The 14214-nt window shown below is 60.2% G+C and carries 10 protein-coding genes; 4 read left to right on the top strand and 6 right to left on the bottom strand.

Annotated features, from left to right (window positions below; all coding sequences use genetic code 11):
* Positions 1–23: 23 nt before the first annotated feature.
* The 4 genes from I5L79_RS06710 to I5L79_RS06695 form a co-directional block, all read right to left on the bottom strand.
* A complete protein-coding gene (locus I5L79_RS06710; protein ID WP_196954260.1) occupies positions 24–3536 on the bottom strand; it encodes an efflux RND transporter permease subunit in 3513 nt (1170 codons plus the stop codon).
* A gap of 81 nt (positions 3537–3617) precedes the next feature.
* The gene (locus I5L79_RS06705; protein WP_196954259.1) at positions 3618–4775 is read right to left on the bottom strand and encodes an efflux RND transporter periplasmic adaptor subunit; all 1158 of its coding nucleotides are present in this window, start codon (positions 4773–4775) and stop codon (positions 3618–3620) included.
* A gap of 45 nt (positions 4776–4820) precedes the next feature.
* Entirely contained in the window at positions 4821–6482 is a 1662-nt protein-coding gene (locus I5L79_RS06700; protein ID WP_196954258.1) for a TolC family protein, read from the bottom strand.
* A gap of 33 nt (positions 6483–6515) precedes the next feature.
* Positions 6516–7130 carry a TetR/AcrR family transcriptional regulator gene (locus I5L79_RS06695; protein WP_196954257.1) on the bottom strand — a complete coding sequence of 205 codons (615 nt, stop codon included), beginning with the start codon at positions 7128–7130 and terminating at the stop codon, positions 6516–6518.
* A gap of 298 nt (positions 7131–7428) precedes the next feature.
* Between I5L79_RS06695 and ispF the strand changes: the two genes are divergently transcribed.
* The 3 genes from ispF to I5L79_RS06680 all read left to right on the top strand — a co-directional run bounded on the left by ispF (position 7429) and on the right by I5L79_RS06680 (position 11604).
* Positions 7429–7908 (top strand): 2-C-methyl-D-erythritol 2,4-cyclodiphosphate synthase, encoded by a 480-nt coding sequence (ispF, locus tag I5L79_RS06690; protein ID WP_196954256.1) that lies wholly within the window; start codon positions 7429–7431, stop codon positions 7906–7908.
* Between the two features lie 144 nt (positions 7909–8052).
* Positions 8053–9732 carry a M28 family peptidase gene (locus I5L79_RS23480; protein WP_196954255.1) on the top strand — a complete coding sequence of 560 codons (1680 nt, stop codon included), beginning with the start codon at positions 8053–8055 and terminating at the stop codon, positions 9730–9732.
* A 204-nt stretch (positions 9733–9936) separates the two neighbouring features.
* Positions 9937–11604 (top strand): M28 family peptidase, encoded by a 1668-nt coding sequence (locus I5L79_RS06680; protein ID WP_196954254.1) that lies wholly within the window; start codon positions 9937–9939, stop codon positions 11602–11604.
* 9 nt (positions 11605–11613) lie between these two features.
* Here the strand turns inward: I5L79_RS06680 and I5L79_RS06675 are convergent, their stop codons facing one another.
* Positions 11614–12000 (bottom strand): hypothetical protein, encoded by a 387-nt coding sequence (locus I5L79_RS06675; RefSeq protein WP_196954253.1) that lies wholly within the window; start codon positions 11998–12000, stop codon positions 11614–11616.
* Between the two features lie 44 nt (positions 12001–12044).
* On the opposite strand from I5L79_RS06675, the gene I5L79_RS06670 reads away from it, so the two are divergent.
* Positions 12045–13427 (top strand): LutB/LldF family L-lactate oxidation iron-sulfur protein, encoded by a 1383-nt coding sequence (locus tag I5L79_RS06670; protein ID WP_196954252.1) that lies wholly within the window; start codon positions 12045–12047, stop codon positions 13425–13427.
* A gap of 7 nt (positions 13428–13434) precedes the next feature.
* On the opposite strand, the gene I5L79_RS06665 is transcribed toward I5L79_RS06670, so the two are convergent.
* Positions 13435–14181: a hypothetical protein gene (locus I5L79_RS06665; protein WP_196954251.1), complete on the bottom strand. Its 747-nt coding sequence runs from the start codon at positions 14179–14181 to the stop codon at positions 13435–13437.
* Positions 14182–14214 lie beyond the last annotated feature (33 nt).

The following is a 14214-nucleotide window of genomic DNA, read 5'->3' as shown; positions in this document are numbered from 1 at the left end:
GACGTTCAGGTAAGAGGAAAAGATCAGTATTCAGCAAAAACGGGCGGGTTGACCGCCTGCACTTCCTCGGCACCGACCGTCGAGGCCGCCGGGCCGTCAGTGGGATGACCGGAGATTTTTCCTTTCAGCGTTTCGCTGAGCAGATACATAACCGGGACTACAACGAGGGTAATCAAGGTTGCAAACACCAGCCCGAAAATAATGGTCCAGGCCAGCGGCCCCCAGAACGTTACCGACTCACCACCGATAAAGAAGTTGGGCTCGAAAACGGAGAACATTTCATAGAAGTCCACATTCAGGCCTATGGCCAGCGGAATCAGGCCCAGCGTGGCGGCCGTAGCCGTCAGGATTACCGGGTTCAGGCGGGTGCGGCCGGCCAGCACAATGGCTTCACGCAGGGGCATGCCCTGGGAGCGCAGAATATCGGTGAATTCGACCAGCAGGATGCCGTTCTTCACCACGATACCGGCCAGGGCAATGATACCCACGCCCGTCATCACGATGCTGATATTCATGCCCGTGATGGCCAGCCCCCAGAACACGCCGGCCACAGAGAATAGCACTTCGGAGAGAATGATGACCGGCTTGCTGAACGAGTTGAACTGCACCACCAGAATCAGGAAGATCAGGGCTAGGGCGCCGATACCAGCCAGGGGCAGGAAGTCGGAGGTTTCCTTCTGGTCTTCCTGCGCCCCACCCATCTTAATGGTGTAGCCGGCGGGCGTCGGGTAGGCTTTCAGAGCCGTTTCAATGTTGCGTACCACGTCGGGACCGGTGAAGCCCGACAGCACGTTGGAGGAAATGGTGATGACGCGCTTCACGTCCTTGCGCTTGATGCCGCCGTAGGTCGTGCTGTATTTCACGTCAGCCACGGAGCTGATGGGCACCTGGCGCATCTGGCCGGTGGCGTCGCGGAAAGTCAGCGGCGAGTTCAGGATGGCATTTACATCTTCGCGGTAGGGCTTGGCGTAGCGCACCTGGATGGGATACTCGTCATCAGCCGTCTTGAATTTGCTGGCCTCGTAGCCGTAGATGGCCGTGCGCACTTCCATACCGATCTGCGCCGTGCTGATACCCTCGCGGTTGGCGCGGGTCCGGTTGATGTTCACGGCAATTTCCGGGTTGCGGTCCTCCAGGTTGGAGCGCAGCTGCTCGATACCGCCGATGTTCTTGGAGGTGATGTAGCGAATCACATCCTTCGACAAGGCAGCCAGTTTCGGGTAGTCGTCGCCGGCTACTTCGATGGCAATTTCCTTGCCCGTGGGCGGGCCGCTCGACTCCTGGTCCACTGAGATTTCAGTGCCGGGAATTCCTTTCACTGCCTCGCGGATCTTGTCCATGTAGGTGCGGGTTTCGGGGCCGGTCCGCTCACTCATTTCCTTGAAGGCCACGGCCACCTTAGCCAGGTGCGACTGCGACACCCCCGAAGCCGTAGCCTCGCCCGGGTCGCCAGCACCGATGGCCACGTTGGTGATAACCGATTCTACGTCCGGGTTTTTCTGGCCGATGACGCCGTAGATGCGGCGCTCCAGAATGCGGGCTACAGAGTCGGTCACCTCTACGCGGGTGCCTACCGGCATCTTCAGGTAGGTATACACGAACTTCGGGTCACCCTTGGGGAAGAAGTCCACCTTAGGGCTGCGCATGCCCACCGCCACAAACGAAGCGAAGAACACGATTACTACCCCAACCATAACGATAACCGGGTGGCCAATAGCCCAGCGCACCAGGCTGGCGTAGCCATCCATGAAGCGCGGCAACGCCCGGGTCTGGAACCAGGCAATACCCTTGCTGAAGACGAACATGTTCAGCCAGATAAAGGCCGCCACGAACAGCAACAGGTTGCCAATGAAGTGACCGTGCTCCTTGAAGAAGCCGGGGGCTTCGGTGCCAGCTGCCAGGGCTGCGGCGCCCTCGGCCGCGCTGGTGTGGCCACCAATGCCCACCAGGTTGAACAGAATGCCAAAGCCAACTAAGCCAGCCGTCCAGATCAGCAGGTTGCGCGTCACGCGGGGCTTGCTGTCTTCGTGGTGGTGGTCTTCGCGCTCCATGAACGACACGGCAAATACCGGGTTCATGATGAAGGCCACCACCAGCGAGGACATCAGCGTAAGAATAAGCGTGACGGGCAGGTAGAACATGAAGCTACCCACGATGCCGGGCCAGAACATCAGCGGCACGAAGGGGGCCACCGTGGTCAGTGTACCGGCCAGTACCGGTACAAATACCTCACCGGCAGCGTACTTGGCGGCCTGGGCCGTGGTCAGCTTGGGGTGCTCGTGCAGCAGGCGGTGGGTGTTTTCAATCACCACAATGGCGTCGTCTACCACGATACCCAAGGCCAGCAGGAAGGCGAAGAGCACAATCATGTTCAGCGCGAAACCGAACATGGGCAGCATCACGAAAGCCAGGAACATCGAAATCGGCACCGAAAGGCCCACAAACAGCGCGTTGGTGGTGCCCATGAAGAACATCAGAATCACCGTTACCAGGATAAAGCCGATGATGATGGTGTTGATCAGGTCGTGCAGGGTTACGCGGGTGTCGTTCGAGGTGTCACCGGTGATGGTAATGCGCAGGTCGCTCGACAGGCTCTGTTTCGAGTCGTCCACCAGGGTCTTGATCTTGTCGGAGGCGTCGATGAGGTTTTCCCCCTGGCGCTTAATCACGTTCAGCGTAATCGAGGGCTTGCCGTCGAGGCGGGCGTACGATTCGCGGTCCTTGAAGGCGTCCTCCACGGTAGCAATGTCGCCAAGGCGCACGGCTGAGCCGCTCAGGTTCTTGATCTGAATGTTGGCAATGTCGGCAGCGTTGACGTACTGACCGGCCACGCGCACGGCGCGCTTCTGGTCGCCCACGTCCACCGAGCCGCCTGAGATGGTAATGTTCTCCCGGGCAATGGCGCCTTCGATGTCGCCGAAGCCCAGACGGGCGGCGCGGAGCTTGTAGAGGTCTACGTCCACGTTCACCTGCTGCTCCAGCGCCCCGATGATGTCGACGCGGGTAATTTCGGGCAGGGCTTCAATCTTGTCCTGGAAGTCGTCGGCCAGCTTCTTGAGCTGGGCTGCCGGCAGGTTGCCGGCCAGGTTGATCTGCATGATGGGCAGCTCCGACAGGTTTACTTCCTGCACGGTGGGCGGAGTGGGCAGGTCGTTGGGCAACTCGTTGCTTGCCTTGTCCACCGCGTCCTTGATGAGCTGCTTGGCGTACTGCACGTCCACGCCGGAGTTGAACTCTACGTCCACGATGCAATAGTCCTGGTTGGAGGTGGAGTTGATTTTCTTCACCCCGTTCACCGACTTGATTTCTTTCTCAAGCTGGCGCGTCACCAGGTTTTCGATGTCGGTGGGCGAAGTGCCGGGGTACACCGTGGCCACGATGATGCGCGGAATCACGATGTCCGGGAATTTCTCCTTGCCCAGCTTGATGTAAGCAAATATGCCCATCACGCACAGAATCAGCGTGATGATGTAAATACTGGTCTTGTTATTGATGGACCAACTGGTGGGTCCAAACTCTTTTTCGATATCCTGCATGGCTGTGAAAAGCTAGGATGTGAGACGAATCAGGCAGCGCCAGCTGAGGCCGCGGCGGCTTCAGCTGGCACTGGTCCCGGCTTATCCGGCCGAGCCGGCAGGAGCCACCGGCTGACCTTCATTAAGATTTTGATAACCAGCGGAAATCACCTGGTCGTTGGCATTCAGGCCGCCCGTAATTTCCGTACGGCCGTTGTAGGTAGCGCCGGTTTGCACCACACGCTTGGCGGCCACTTTCTTGCCGCCTTTATCGGCTACCACAAACACGTAGCTGTTCTCCTCATCGCGCTGCACCAGATCAACCGGCAGCACCGTGGCGCTGTTCTTATTGTAGTTCTGGATGCGCACGGTGGCTACCATGTTGGGCCGCAGTTGCTGGGCTACCGGGCCGCTCACCCGCAGCTCAATTGAGAAGGTGCGGCTGGCCGGGTTGATGATGCGGCTCACGGTGCGCACGGTAGACGGAATATCCGTAGCTCCCAGATCAGAAATGGTCACCAGGGCTTTGTCGCCGGCTTTGATCTTGTTGGCATAGTTTTCCGATACGTCGGCAACCAGCTTGCCGCCGCCGCCGCTGAGCAGGCGTACCACCGGTACGCCGGGGTTGCCCATTTCGCCCACTTTGGCCGGAACTTCATCCACGGTGCCGCCGAAGGGGGCTACCACGTTGTACATGGCCCGCTGCTGCTGCTGGGTGGCTAAGCTGCGGCGCAGGGCATCGTAGTTGTTTTTGGCCTGCAGGTACTGGATTTCGGTACCGATCTGCTGTTTCCAGAGGCGGTCCTGCTTTTCGAACACCGTTTTGGCCAGTTCCAGGCGGGTGCGCAGCTCGGCAATGCCCGATTCGAGCACGGCTGCGTCCTGAGTGGCAATAACCTGGCCCTTGCTTACCCGGTCGCCGCGCTGCACGCGGATGCTGGTGAGCACGCCCGGCACGCGGGGCGACACATTGGCGTTTTCGTCGAAGTCGGCGCGGCCCTGCACTTCCACGTAGCTGGTGAAGCTTTCGGGCTGCACGCTGATAACCGACACGGGCGTGGCGGCCAGGGTAGCGCCTGCGGTCGGACCGGCTTTGGCTTCCAGCTCGGCAATTTTGGCGGCGTTGGCGGCCTGTTCTTTTTTGAGCTTTTCCAGCTCAGCTTTGGGGTCCTTTTCCCCGCCGCAGCTGGTCAGCTGCAAGCTACCAACAGCTAGCAGGCCGAAAGTGAAGAGACGAAGGGACGTGGAAGGAGTATACATGACGACAGTCGGGAGTTGCGAAAGAAAGAGTTGGAAAGAGGCGCCTTAGTTGCGGGTGCGGCTGTACAGCTCGCCGGTAGCTTTGTCGCGGTCCACTTTGGCTACCAACACATCGTAAATGGCGGCGTAGTAGTTGGTTTGGGCCTCACGCAGCGAGGTTTCAGCCGTCACCACTTCCAGGTTCGAGCCTACGCCTTCCTGAAACTTGATGCGCGAGACGCGGGCCACATCGGCAGCCAGGTCCAGGTTGGCGCGCTGGTTGTCCAGCACATCCAGGGCGTTGATGAGGGTAGTGCGGCTCTGCGCGTCCTGCAGGTCGATGCTCTGGCGCAGGGTTTCAAAGCCTTTCTCAATGCTCTGCTGCTGAATGCGGGCCTGCTGCACCTGGTACTTGCGGCGGAAACCGTCAAACACGGGAATCTGCAAGCTCAACCCCACGTTGCCGAAGCCAAACCAGTTCTGGTTGGGGAAGCCATTGGCAGACCGGGAATCGGGTCCGCGGAAAGCAAACAGGTCGCCGGGGTTCTTGGCGGAGCCCGAAAAGCCGTAGGCTGCCGTAGCCAGCAGGCGCGGGTAAGCGCCGGCGCGGCGGTTGGCCAGGTCCAGGCCGGCCAGAGCCTGCTGGGTTTCCAGGGTGCTGAACTCAATCCGGTTGTTGTAGTTGAAGACGGCAGCCAGTTGGCCGGTGCGGGCCCCGCTGAGGGCCGTTTGCTGGTCCTGCTGCCGCTGGGCATCGGTGGTGCCGGATGGCGCCGTGCCGGTGGGCACGCTGCCAAGGCCCGTTACACCGCCGCCCGTGCTAGTGCTGGCCACCCCGAGGCGCTGCCGCAATTCGCCGGCATCCACCACGGCGGCCCCCAGCGAGTCGGTTAGCTGCACACCCTGGTTTTGGGGTAGTCCCATCTGAAACTTCAGCAACGCCACGCTCAGCTCGGTGAGGCGCTGGGCCTTCTGCTGCTCTACCAGCAGATTATTGCGCTGCACCTGCAGGCGCTGCACGTCCAGCTTCTCGGCAAAACCAGCTTTAAAGGTTTCGTTGGTCTGGTACAGCACCGTATCCAGGCGCTGCACGTTGCGGGCCAGCAGGCCAAGCCGCGCGCGGGCTACCAATGTGCTGTAGTAGGCCTTGCTGACCTGCTCCACCACGTCGATTTCGGCTTGCTGGGTTTGCTTCTGGGCCAGCTGCTCGTATACTTTGGCGGCTTTCAGACCAATCAGGTAAGAGCCGTCAAACAGCAGCTGCGACACCGAAGCGCTGGTGTTGCCGGCCCATTGCAAGCCAAAGGCAAACGCCTGCGGCGGAACTGGCTCCGAAGGCAGCGCTACGGTGCCCAGGTTTACCGTCTGGCCGTTTTCTGCGGCGGCAATATCCTTGGCCGTGAGCGTAGTAGCGCTGCCGCCACCACCCAGTGCTCCAAAGTCGACCAGGCTTTTCTGCAGCTTGAAGTTGTCGGCCACGTTGGCGGCCACGTTCACCTGCGGCAAACCGGCCGATTTGATTTCGCCCACCTTGGCCCGGGCAGTCTGCTCATTTAGGCGCGTGGCCAGCAACGAGGATTTGTTTTTGATGGCGTAGTCGATGGCCTGCTGCAGGCTCAGGTCCAGCGGCCTGTCGGAAACGGCGGTGGGGGCTTGCGCCAGCAGCTTGTGCAGACTCAGAAAGCCCAGTACCGCCAGTAGCAGCGCGGCACGCAAAGCGTTTTTCATAGTGTGATTGGTAAGAAAAGAGCGCGGAAAACGTTATTCAGTTTCCGTCACCTGACGGTATTCATTGATGACTTTGTGGCCTTTGAGCGTGGAAATACCCGTGAGAAAGTGCTCTACTATCACGGAGTTCACGCGCTGGATGTCGAATTGCCTGACCGGAAACACGGCGTTGTTGAACATCAGCTCGATTTCGGCCAGGTGCAGGCGCGACAGCACTTCCACGTCCAGATCGGGGCGGTACAGGCCCTCTTCCATGCCGCGGCGGATGTTGGCGGCTACTTTGGCCAGGATGAAGGTGTTTTTGTGCTCATCGAACAGGGCCCAGGCCTGGGGGTAGTATTTCTGCAGATCATGAAAAATGCTGGGGTGAATGTTGGTGAGCATGTCCCGGTGCCACTGAATCAGGCTGAACATGGCTTCCAGCGCGTTCGAGCCCTGGGCAAAAGCCGTTTCGCAGTCATCTTCCTCGCGGTTGAGGCGCTGCTGCATCACGGCCAGCACAATCTGATCCTTGTTTTCAAACCACTTATAGAGGGTTTTCTTCGACATGCCCAGGCTGGTGGCTATGTCGTCCATCGACACGCTGCGGATACCTTTCCGCATAAACAGCTCCACCGCCCCGACGATAATCCGGTCCTTGATTTCCATTGCGGCTCAAAGGTACTGCGGAAACTCCAAATGAATCCAAAGTTTCCATAACATTTTTTCTATTTTATTTTCTCCGGGCAGAGTTTCCCGGGGAAAGTGGTGGCTTGTTGCCGGCCGGACCAGTTGATTTTTCAGCGGCCAAAGCTGCCTCAGTATTACAGACGGACAGGCCGCAGGTTTACTTTACCGGCCCTATATATTTTTTTACGGGGCCGTTCCGGCCGGCTGGCCCAGGCACCCGGCCGCGAAAAAGCGCCAGCCGTTGTACCTTGGCAGCCTACATTCTTGCCTTGCTTTTATGAAAATCCGCACCGGCTTCGGCTACGATGTGCATCAGCTGCGCGAAGGCCTGCCCTTCTGGCTTGGCGGCATCCAGGTACCGCACACCCACGGCGCCCTCGGTCACTCTGATGCCGACGTGCTCATCCACGTTATCTGCGACGCGCTGCTGGGCGCAGCCAACCTGCGCGACATCGGCTTCCACTTCCCCGATACCGATCCTCAGTACAAGGGCATCGACTCCAAGCGGCTGCTGGCCGAGGTAATGCGCCTGCTGCGCGAGCGGGGCTACACCATCTCCAACATCGACTCCACCATCTGCCTAGAAGCGCCCAAGGTGAACCCGCACATTCCCGAAATGCAGCGCGTGCTGGCCGAGGTAATGGGCATCGAAGCCGACGACATCAGCATCAAAGCCACGACCACCGAAAAGCTGGGCTTTGTAGGCCGCCGCGAAGGCGTAGCCGCCTATGCCTCGGTGCTGATTGTGAAGGGATAAATGGCTGAACGGCTAAATGGCTGAGTTTGTCATGGCGAGCATTCAGCAACTTAAGCCATCCAGCCAGAAAACCATCCGGCCCTTCAGCCGTGCAACCATTCAAGTAAAAACCCATCTAACAGAAAACCCATCACCCCTTCTCATATGAAACTCTCCTTCCTGGGCGCGCTGCTGCTCGCCGGGGCCTGCACCACGGCTGCCGTGGGCCAGCAGCCGGAAAACAAGCGCAAAATCAAGGTAAAGCGCAAGACCAAAACCGAGCAGCCCGCCGCTACCGAGCCGGCCACCGCACCCGCCGCCGCGCCCACCGACTGGGCCCGCCAGTACGGCCAGACCATCACCCAGGCTGATCTGCGCCAGCACCTCACTGTGCTGGCCTCCGATGCCTACGAGGGCCGCGAAACCGGTGAGAAAGGCCAGAAAATGGCCGCTGATTACATCAGCAACCGCTTCAAGGAGCTGGGCCTCACCGGGCCCGTGCAGGGTTCTGACAACCCCTACCTGCAGCACTTCACCATGATTCGTTCTTCATGGAAGGATGGTGCCACGCTGAAAGTGGGCAGCCAGAGCTTTGCCTGGCTCCAGGATTTCTACGGCTACGGATCCTCGCCCTTCCAGCAGGCCACGGTGGTGCAGCCGGTGTTTGCGGGCTATGGTATCGAGCAGGATGGCTACTCCGACTACGCGGCCCTGGGCGACGTGAAAGGCAAGGACCTCATTATTCTGACCGGTGAGCCGATGAAAGACGGCAAGCCGCTGCTGGGCAAGGACGGACAGCCCAGCAAGTGGGGCATGGACTACCGCGGTAAAGCTACCGTGGCCACCCAGAAAGGCGCGCGGAGCGTGTTCTTCGTGAGCTTCAACCCCAACGACAACTTCCAGAAAACGGCTGCCCGCTTCGGTCCTTACCTGAAAAAGCCCACCATCACCTTCGCCGATAAGCCCTCGGACCGCGTGGCCACGTTCTTCGTGTCGCCTGCGGTGGGCTACAAGCTGCTGGGCACCACGGCCGCGGGCGTAACCAAGTACACCGATGCTACCGCCGCCGGGGGCAAGCCGCTGAAATCAACCTTCAAGCCGGCCAAGTTCACCATCACCGCGCCCAAAGACCAGCAGCCTTTCACCACCGAAAACGTGCTGGGCTTTATGGAAGGCTCGGATAAGAAAGACGAAATCCTGGTGGTTTCGGCCCACTACGACCACATCGGCATCATCGACGGCGAGGTGCACAACGGGGCCGACGACGACGGCTCGGGCACGGTATCGGTGCTGGAGCTGGCGGAGGCCTTCACCAAAGCCAAGGCTGAAGGTCACGGCCCCCGCCGCAGCATCCTGTTTTTGACGGTGACGGGCGAGGAAAAAGGCCTGTTGGGCTCGGAGTACTACACCGACCACCCCATCTTCCCGCTGGCTCAGACGGTAACGGACCTCAACATTGACATGGTGGGCCGCACCGACAAAGGCCACGAAGGCAAGGGCGACTACGTGTACGTTATCGGCTCCGACAAGCTTTCCTCGGAGCTGCACGCGGCCCTGGAAAACGCCAACAAGCAGTACGTGCAGATGGACCTGGACTTTCAGTTCAACGACCCGCAGGACCCCAACCGCTTCTACTACCGCTCCGACCACTACAACTTCGCCAAGCACAAAATCCCGGTAGCCTTCTTCTTCAACGGGGTGCACGACGACTACCACGGCCCCAAGGATGAGGTAGACAAAATCGAGTTTGCGAAGATGGAAAAGCGCGCCCAGCTGGTGTACTATCTGGCCTGGGACATTGCCAACCGCGAAAACCGTCCCGTTGTCGATTCCAACAAACCGTAAACTTTGTGCTTAGTGCGTAGTGCCGCGTACTTCTCAGTGCAAGCGTAACCAAACGGCGGCTGCTCCTGCGGCCGCCGTTTGCGTGTCGGACGATGTAGAGACGCATATTGCGTCTCGTCGTTGAACGCTTAGTCAGCAACGGCGAGCCGCAAATAGGCCTCACTCTTTCTAAGCACGAGGTACTAAGCACCAATAACTCCTATTATGAAAAACCTGTACCGTTACGCGCTGGTCCTGGCCCTGGCTGGCCCGGCGGCGCTGCCAGCCGCTGGCCAAGGTAAAATCAAAGTAAAAGTGAAGTCCAAGGGTGAGCAGCCTGCCGCCGCTCCGGCGTCTGCCGCCCCGCCCACCGACTGGGCAATGCAGTACGCGCAAACCATTGATGCGGCCGACTTGCGCCGCCACCTTACTGTGCTGGCTTCCGACGCTTACGAGGGTCGTGAAACCGGTGAGAAAGGCCAGAAAATGGCCGCCGACTACATCAGCAACCGCTTCAAGGAGCTAGGCCTCACCGGGCCGATGACGGGCTCCGACAACCCGTATCTGCAACACTTTACCCTGGAGCGCACCCGCTGGAACGGCACGCCTACGCTGCTAGTAGGCAAGCAGCCCTTCGTGTGGAAGCGCGACTTCTACTCCACTGCCTCCTCGCCGTTCCTGCAGGAAACCACCGTGCAGCCGGTGTTTGCGGGCTACGGCATCGAGCAGGATGGATACTCCGACTACGCCGCTTTGGGCGACGTGAAAGGCAAGGACCTCATCATTCTGACTGGGGAGCCGATGAAAGACGGCAAGTCGGGGCTGCCGGCCGTGGCGGCGGGCGGCAAGGCCTTTGTGCCCAGCACCCGCAGCAAGGTGGCGCTGGCCACCCAAAAAGGTGCCCGCAGCATTTTCTTTGTGAACCTCGATACGGCTGACTACCGCAAGAGCCGGAACTTCGTGCTGCCTTACGTGGAGCAGGCCCGCATGAATATGCTGAGCCAGCAGGCCCCCGCGCCCCGCGCCAACTACTTCTTTGTGTCGCCGGCGCTGGGGCAGGCGCTGCTGCACACCTCGGCCGAAAAGCTGGCTTCTTACCGCGACGCCACGGCTGCTGCCCGCCAGCCGGTTGCGTCCTCCTTCAAGCCCGCGGCTTTCACCATTAAAGCGGCCCGCAAGCAGGAAACCTTCGCCACCGAAAACGTGCTGGGCTTTCTTGAAGGCACCGACAAGAAAGAGGAAGTGCTGGTGATATCCTCGCACTACGACCACCTGGGCATCAAGAACGGCGTGGTATACAACGGGGCCGACGACGACGGCTCGGGCACGGTAGGCGTGCTGGAGCTGGCCGAGGCCTTCACCAAAGCCAAAGCCGAGGGCCACGGACCGCGCCGCAGTATTTTGTTTCTGGCCGTGACGGGCGAGGAAGAAGGCCTGTTTGGTTCCGAGTACTACACCGACCACCCCGTGTACCCGCTGGACCAAACCATTGCCGACCTGAACATGGACATGATTGGCCGCACCGACAAGCAGCACGAGGGCAAGCCCGACTACGTGGACCTGGTGGGCTCCGACAAGCTTTCCTCTGAGCTGCACGCCATCAATGAGGCGGCCAATGCCAGGTACACCAAGCTGGAGCTCGACTACCACTACAACGACCCCAAAGACCCCGAGCGAGTGTACTACCGCTCCGACCACTACAACTTCGCCAAGCACAAAATCCCGGTCATCTTCTACACCACCGGCGACCACGCCGACTACCACCAGCCCACCGACGACGTGGAGAAGATTGAGTTCGAAAAGCTGCAGAAGCGGGCCCAGCTGGTGTTCTATACCGCCTGGGAGCTGGCCAATCGCGACCAGCGCATCGTCGTCGATTCCAACAAGCCGTAGCCTGGCCGGTTACTGGCTCAGGGCCAGCAGTGCGGCTCCCGACAGCTTCCAGCCGCGCTGCTGGCAAAACTGCAGAAAGGCCCGCCTGATGGCCGTTGAAGATGGGATAAAGCTGTAAATGGCTTGGTTGGCTGAGTTGAGGTAGATGGCCACGCGCTCCTGCCGCAGCCAACCGGCGGGCCGGTAATCAACCCGTTTGATGGCCGTATATTCGTAGATGCTGGCCGTTACTACCTTTATTTCCAGCCGATCGGGGTAGAGCACCAAACGCGGGTTTAAGTCGTTACGCGAGTGGCCCGGCAGGAAACCCCAGGTTAGAAAGCTTCCCTGAATTTCATCGACGGGCAGCGCAAAGCCTTCGGGCGGCAAGGGGTCGGGAATGTGGGAGAAGGCCACAGGCGTGAAATGAGGGAGCGAAAACGTGCCCGTAATCTAAAAAAATGCTTACCAAACCCAGTCAATTTCAGCGCGACAGCGAAGCCAAGGCCTTCGACCTGGAGCACCGGCGCAAGATTCGCTTCAACATTGGCAAGTACAACGCGGCCGTGCAGACGGGCCTGGGCTGGTACCAGGACCACGAGCTGGCGCGGGAGCGGGCCTCCTACCTCAAGGCCAACGTCATCAACCACCTCGATGAGTACCTGCTCGAGTTTGAGCGCAACTTCACCGAGCGGGGCGGGCGCGTCATTTGGGCACAGACGGCCGAGGAAGCCCTGCACGAAATCGGCAAGATCATGGCCCGCAAGCATGCCCGCACGGTGGTGAAGGCCAAGAGCATGACCACGGAAGAAATTCACCTGAACCCGTTTCTGGAAAAGAACGGCATCGAGTCCATCGAAACCGACCTGGGCGAGTACATCGTGCAACTGAACGGGGAGCGGCCCTACCACATCGTGACGCCGGCCATGCACCTGAGCAAGCAGGACATTGCCGACATCTTTGTGAAGCACCTGGGCATCAAGCCCACCGACGACGCCCAGGAGCTGGTGCTTACGGCCCGCCGCCTGCTACGCCAGAAGTACACTACGGCCGAGGTAGGCATCACCGGGGGCAACTTCCTCATTGCCGACGTGGGCGGCGTAGCCGTGACGGAAAACGAGGGCAACGCCCGCCTGTCGGCCACCTTTCCCAAAACGCACATTGCCATTGTGGGCATCGAAAAGCTGATTCCCAAGCTGGCTGACCTGGATTTGTTCTGGCCCCTGCTCAGTACCAGCGGCACCGGCCAGCAGCTCACGGTATATAACACCGTGTACACTGGCCCGCGCCAGCCCCTGGAAAAAGACGGCCCCGACGAAATGTACGTGGTGCTGCTCGACAACGGCCGCACCACCCTGCTGGCCCAACCCGACAAGCGCGAGGCACTGCACTGCATCCGCTGCGGGGCCTGCCTGAACGTGTGCCCGGTGTACAAGAACATCGGTGGGCACACCTACGAAACCACTTACTCAGGGCCCATTGGCTCGGTGATTTCGCCCCACCTGGCGGGCATGGAGGAAAATAAGCACCTGAGCTTCGCCAGCAGTTTGTGCGGGGCCTGCACCTCGGTGTGCCCCGTAAAAATCAACCTGCACAGCCTGCTGCTGCGCAACCGCCAGCAGGCCGTGCAGGCCGGCTTCACCGATAAGGAAGAGCGCCGGGCCGTGGGCTTCTGGCTCTATGGCATGAAGCACCGCTGGGCCTGGGATGCCGCCCCGGCCGCCGGCAAAAACTGGGTACTCAGCCGCCTGCTGGGCGAAGTAGGCTGGAGCAAGCGCCGCGACGCCCTGCAGATAGCGCCCAAGTCGTTCCGGCAGCTCTGGAAAGCCCGGCCTAAGAAGTAAGCGGTGCTTACCGCTGGTGCATGAGCAGGGCCGTAACGGCGGCCACCACCGGGCCTTTGGTTTCAGGCTGCAGTGCAGGGTTCAGCCACACCCGGCCACGCCCCAGCAGCTCCACGGCAGCTACTACCGAGCCATTGGCCCGCACAAACTCATAACCGATGGGAGTGCCGGTGGGAAAGCGCATGGGCTGGCCGTCGCGGCGCATGAGGTGGGCAATGGGCCGTACCGTGAATACCGAGTCGCCGTTGGTAAATGAGCCAGCAGGCATTTGCAGCCCCCGGCCCAGGCCCAGGTGGTTTTCAACCACCAGCTGCCACACCGGCTGGTTGAGGGCGACAATGCTGCTGCGGAACACCTCGTCGCTTTTCAGTGTGACGCTGGTGCGGGAGTGGGCGCCGGTAGAGATGCCCAGGTCATTGTCGCTCATGAAGTAGGCCGACTGCGCCTGCCAGGTAGTGCCCTGCACCGGCTGCATTACAAACGACGACTTTTGCCGGACGCGGGTAGCATCAAACCCTACCGATTTGCCAAAGGAATGATTCGTAGTGCTGCGCCAGCCTTTGTGCACAGAGGCCGTGCTGAACTCGCCGAACTGATATCTATAGCGAAACCCCTGCTTGCCCGTAACCGGCAACGGCGTGGTGGCCTGCAGGTCATCGGGAACCTGCATGGCTACGCGGCTGGCGGAGCAGCCCACAAAAGAGAATAGCACGGCGCCGGCTGCCGCCCCGAGGAACAGGGTAGAAAGTTTCATACAGCAAAGTAGTTGGTTGCTGCTCTTACTGCG

Source organism: Hymenobacter guriensis, assembly GCF_015773195.1.
GTDB lineage: Bacteria > Bacteroidota > Bacteroidia > Cytophagales > Hymenobacteraceae > Hymenobacter > Hymenobacter guriensis.
Note: the sequence above shows the minus strand (reverse complement) of the source record. Positions and strands in the feature narration are given on the sequence as shown.